We start from the raw sequence: 5,305 nt of genomic DNA, 5'->3' as shown, positions 1-5,305 counted from the left end.
TTTGCCACTCTTCAGATGTACGGAGTTTGTTCAAAACTCAAATAGGATTCCTATAGTTACCAATTAATAGCTTTATTTTGTCATAGTCTTGAGGTATTTAGTGTTAAATATAACTATAAAATGTTGAATTTACTGAATGTCTTTTGTTATTTCATAACCAAGTAATTATTTAGCTATGTAAACAAAATTTAAAATCAGGTGAGAGAATCCGCATTTTTTGTTAAGATTTGCTAATAATTATGTTGTTTTCTATATCATTTTGTGTCAGATATAGAATAAAACCCCCACAGAATCCGAGTTTTCTGCTAAAAAACTCTTATTGCCGAAAATAATTGAAGTTACAAACGGCCATATCAGCCATGATGAACTTCATGAGAACACGCCTCAAAGGAGCCTATCTGAATGTTCACCCAGGTCAAGTCCACAATTCGACATATTGCACCTGACGATTTACGGGGACGTAAGTTAATCAAGGTCGTTTACATTGTCCTTGAGTCCCAATATCAAAGTTCCTTATCTCAAGCAGTGCGGGAAATTAACGCCAATCATCCCAGCGTCGCCATTGAAATTAGTGGTTACTTGATTGAAGAACTACGCAACTCAGACAATTATGAGGACTTCAAGCGCGATATAGCCAGCGCTAATATATTCATTGCTTCTCTAATTTTTATTGAAGACCTAGCACAAAAAGTAGTTGCGGCGGTTGAACCCCATCGTGATAATCTAGATGTATCGGTTGTCTTTCCCTCCATGCCCGAAGTAATGCGCCTCAATAAAATGGGTAGCTTCTCTTTGGCGCAATTAGGGCAATCTAAGAGCGTAATCGCCAACTTCATGAAAAAGCGCAAAGAGAAATCTGGCGCTGGTTTCCAAGATGGAATGCTGAAGTTGCTGCGGACTCTCCCCCAAGTGCTTAAGTTCCTCCCTATTGATAAAGCACAAGACGCGCGTAACTTCATGCTGAGTTTTCAGTATTGGTTAGGTGGTTCAGCCGAAAACCTGGAAAACTTCCTGCTGATGCTGGCTGATAAATATGTATTAAAAGGCGCGGAAAAAGAAAGCTTTGCTGCTGCTAAGTATGAAGCGCCAGTTGTCTATCCTGATATGGGAATTTGGCATCCTTTGGCGACTACCATGTTTGAGGATATAAAAGAATACCTGAATTGGTACACCGCCCGCAAGGATATTTCTAGTGATCTTAAAGATCCCTTAGCTCCTTGTGTAGGTTTAGTATTACAACGCACCCACCTAGTTACAGGTGATGATGCCCATTATGTAGCCATTGTCCAGGAATTGGAATCACTGGGAGCCAAAGTAATTCCTGTATTTGCTGGGGGATTGGATTTTTCCAAACCCGTGGATGCTTACTTTTATGAACCAACTACCAACACAACCCTCATCGATGCCGTGATTTCCTTGACTGGGTTCGCCTTAGTCGGTGGCCCAGCCAGACAAGACCATCCCAAAGCCATTGAATCACTCAAACGCCTGAATCGTCCTTATATGGTGGCATTGCCCTTAGTCTTCCAAACCACAGAAGAGTGGCTGGATAGCGACTTGGGTTTACATCCAATTCAAGTAGCTTTGCAAATTGCTATTCCTGAATTAGATGGAGCCATTGAGCCGATAATTTTATCAGGTAGAGATGGGGCTACAGGAAAAGCACACGCCCTCCAAGATAGAGTAGAGGCAGTAGCGCAAAGAGCATTAAAATGGGCTAGTCTGCGCCGCAAACCCAAACTCGACAAAAAAGTTGCCATCACCGTTTTCAGCTTCCCCCCAGATAAAGGCAACGTGGGAACCGCCGCCTACTTAGACGTATTCGGTTCCATATTTGAAGTATTAAAAGGGCTAAGAAACAACGGCTACGACGTGCAAGACATCCCCGAAAACGCCCAAGCGTTGATGGAACAAGTCATCCACGATGCCCAGGCCCAGTATGCCAGCCCAGAACTGAACATCGCCTACAAGATGTCAGTCCCAGAGTATGAAGCCCTCACCCCCTACTCCCAACGCCTAGAAGAAAACTGGGGACCACCTCCCGGAAACCTCAACAGCGATGGACAGAACCTACTGATTTACGGCAAACAATTTGGTAACGTCTTCATCGGCGTACAACCCACCTTTGGTTACGAAGGCGACCCCATGCGGTTATTGTTCTCCCGTTCCGCTAGCCCTCACCACGGATTTGCCGCCTACTACACCTACCTAGAACGGATTTGGGGCGCAGATGCAGTCCTGCACTTTGGTACACATGGTTCCTTAGAATTTATGCCCGGTAAGCAAATGGGAATGTCAGGAGACTGTTACCCAGACAACTTAATTGGCACAATTCCTAACCTGTATTACTACGCAGCTAATAACCCCAGTGAAGCGACAATTGCCAAGCGGCGCAGTTACGCTGAAACAATTTCCTACCTCACACCACCCGCAGAAAATGCCGGGTTATACAAAGGTTTGAAAGAACTCAGCGAACTAATAGCCTCTTACCAAACCTTAAAAGACAGTGGGCGCGGCATTCCCATCGTCAACACGATCATGGATAAATGCCGCATCGTCAACCTGGATAAAGATATTAACTTACCAGAAACCGATGCTAAAGAAATGACCGCCGATGAGCGAGATCATATTGTTGGTAGCGTCTACCGCAAGTTAATGGAAATTGAATCTAGGTTGTTACCCTGTGGCTTACACGTCATTGGTAAACCACCAACAGCCGAAGAAGCAGTAGCCACCCTAGTTAACATTGGCAGTTTAGATCGTCAAGAAGAAGAAATTCTCAGCTTACCCCGAATCATTGCCAGCAGTATCGGGCGTGACATCGACGACATTTACAAAAACAGCGACCTCGGCGTTTTAGAAGATGTCCAGTTGTTACAAGACATCACCTTAGCCACCCGTGAAGCAGTAGCCGCACTGGTACAAGCGCAAAGCGACGCAGAGGGCAGAGTTTCTTTGGTTTCCCGGTTGAACTTCTTCAACATGGGTAAAAAAGAACCTTGGGTAGAAGCTTTACATAAAGCCGGCTATCCCAAAGTTGACCCCGAAGCCTTGAAACCAGTGTTTGAGTATTTGGAATTCTGCTTAAAACAAGTTTGTGCAGATAACGAACTCGGCGCATTACTCCAAGGTTTAGAAGGTGAATATATTCTCCCTGGCCCTGGTGGAGACCCCATTCGCAACCCGGATGTACTGCCCACAGGTAAGAATATCCACGCCCTCGACCCTCAGTCTATCCCCACCGCCGCCGCAGTCCAATCAGCCAAAATCGTTGTAGATCGGCTCTTGGAACGGAACAAGGCAGAAAATGAGGGTAAATGGCCAGAAACCATCGCCTGTGTCCTCTGGGGAACCGATAACATCAAAACTTACGGTGAATCCCTGGCACAAATCATGTGGATGATTGGTGTGCGTCCGGTTCCTGATGCTTTGGGACGGGTGAACAAGTTAGAGTTAATACCTTTGGAAGAGTTGGGACGACCCAGAATTGATGTAGTAATCAACTGTTCTGGTGTATTCCGTGACTTGTTCATTAACCAAATGAACCTCTTAGACCAAGGGGTGAAAATGGCAGCTGAGGCCGACGAACCCTTAGAAATGAACTTTGTTCGCCAACACGCTTTGAAACAAGCTGAGGAAATGGGAATTAATCTGCGTCAAGCAGCAACCCGTGTCTTCTCCAACGCTTCTGGTTCCTACTCATCCAACATCAACTTGGCGGTAGAAAACAGCACTTGGGATAGTGAAGCTGAGTTACAGGAAATGTACCTGAAACGGAAATCATTCTCCTTCAACTCCGATAACCCCGGTGTCATGGATGAGTCACGGCAGATGTTTGAAACTTCTTTGAAAACTGCTGATGCTACATTCCAAAATCTGGACTCTTCGGAGATTAGCTTAACGGACGTTTCCCACTACTTTGACTCAGATCCTACTAAATTAGTAGCAAGTCTGCGTAAAGACGGTAAGACACCAGCATCATACATTGCAGACACTACCACAGCCAATGCACAGGTGCGATCGTTAACGGAAACCGTGCGTTTAGATGCGCGTACCAAGTTGTTAAACCCGAAATGGTACGAGGGGATGTTATCTCACGGTTACGAAGGCGTGCGCGAACTTTCCAAACGGTTAGTTAACACCACAGGTTGGAGTGCCACCGCCGGCGCTGTGGATAACTGGATTTATGAGGATACGAACGAAACCTTTATCAAAGATGAAGAAATGCAGAAACGGTTGATGAATCTCAACCCCCATTCTTTCCGCAAGATTGTTTCCACGTTGTTGGAAATGAATGGTCGCGGTTATTGGGAGACTAGCGATGATAATTTAGATCGTCTGCGCGAGTTGTACCAAGAAGTCGAAGACCGCATTGAAGGCATAGAATAACCTTCGATGTAGAGGCGTTCTAGAGAACGCCTCTATTTTTTTATCCGTTTTTCCAGGTTATAAAGAATGCAGTAAATCAAAATAAGCAATATAATTGTGGATATGTATGCCTGCTAAAGACGTTTTTCATCAAGTTGTCAAAACAGCTTTACATAAAGACGGTTGGCAAATTACAAATGACCCACTGACAATTAGTCTGGGAGGAGTTAGTCTTTCTATTGACTTAGGTGCAGAAAAGCTGATTGCCGCAGAACGGGAAGGACAAAAAATTGCAGTAGAAGTGAAAAATTTTTTACAACAGTCGTCTGCTATTTCAGAATTTCATACAGCATTAGGACAGTTTATTAATTATCGAGGTGCATTGAGAAGGTTACAACCGGATCGTGTTTTATATTTAGCAGTACCTTTGACAACTTACAAAACATTTTTTCAACTAGATTTTCCTAAAGATATGGTATCAGAAAATCATGTCAAAATGCTTGTTTATGATGTAGAGAAAGAGGTGATTTTCCAATGGATAAATTAACTCGATATCGTCAGCTTGTGCAACAAATATTACAGGAATACAGTGAGCAAAAACCAGCTTACGGGAATATAGAAGTAGAGAGAATTTTTGATACCGAACGTGACCATTATCAAATCGTTCATGTCGGCTGGGAAGGACAAGATTGGGTACATAGTTGTATCATTCATATTGATATTAAAGGCGGGAAAATTTGGCTTCAATGGAATGGTACAGAGGATGACATTGGTGCTAATTTAGTAGCGGCTGGGGTTCCCAAGGAAGATATTGTCTTAGGTTTTCAGTCTCCGTTTATGAGGCAATTTACAGAGTATGCTGTTAGTTAGGAGATGTTTTGAACAGAAGTGTTGAATGTTAAGAAAGAGGTGATAAAAATAACCCAAAATATGGTAA

3 protein-coding genes are annotated in these 5,305 nt (G+C 43.7%); all 3 read left to right on the top strand.

What is annotated here, in order from left to right; genetic code table 11:
• The first annotated feature begins 402 nt into the window (after positions 1 to 402).
• Positions 403 to 4,389 carry a magnesium chelatase subunit H gene (locus tag ACM0OP_RS23630; RefSeq protein WP_414530844.1) on the top strand — a complete coding sequence of 1,329 codons (3,987 nt, stop codon included), beginning with the start codon at positions 403 to 405 and terminating at the stop codon, positions 4,387 to 4,389.
• Between the two features lie 106 nt (positions 4,390 to 4,495).
• The gene (locus ACM0OP_RS23625; RefSeq protein ID WP_414530843.1) at positions 4,496 to 4,915 is read left to right on the top strand and encodes a XisH family protein; all 420 of its coding nucleotides are present in this window, start codon (positions 4,496 to 4,498) and stop codon (positions 4,913 to 4,915) included.
• Positions 4,903 to 5,238: a XisI protein gene (locus ACM0OP_RS23620; protein ID WP_414530842.1), complete on the top strand. Its 336-nt coding sequence runs from the start codon at positions 4,903 to 4,905 to the stop codon at positions 5,236 to 5,238. Before ACM0OP_RS23625 ends, ACM0OP_RS23620 begins: the two co-directional genes overlap by 13 nt.
• Positions 5,239 to 5,305 lie beyond the last annotated feature (67 nt).

It is taken from the genome of Nodularia chucula CCY0103 (assembly GCF_963923915.1).
Classification (GTDB): Bacteria; Cyanobacteriota; Cyanobacteriia; order Cyanobacteriales; family Nostocaceae; genus Nodularia; species Nodularia chucula.
Note: the sequence above shows the minus strand (reverse complement) of the source record. Positions and strands in the feature narration are given on the sequence as shown.

Excerpts from the sequence above, each read along its gene's own strand:
- ACM0OP_RS23630 (WP_414530844.1), top strand. The coding sequence starts at position 403 with ATGTTCACCCAGGTCAAGTCCACAATTCGACATATTGCACCTGACGAT.
- ACM0OP_RS23625 (WP_414530843.1), top strand. The coding sequence starts at position 4,496 with ATGCCTGCTAAAGACGTTTTTCATCAAGTTGTCAAAACAGCTTTACAT.
- ACM0OP_RS23620 (WP_414530842.1), top strand. The coding sequence starts at position 4,903 with ATGGATAAATTAACTCGATATCGTCAGCTTGTGCAACAAATATTACAG.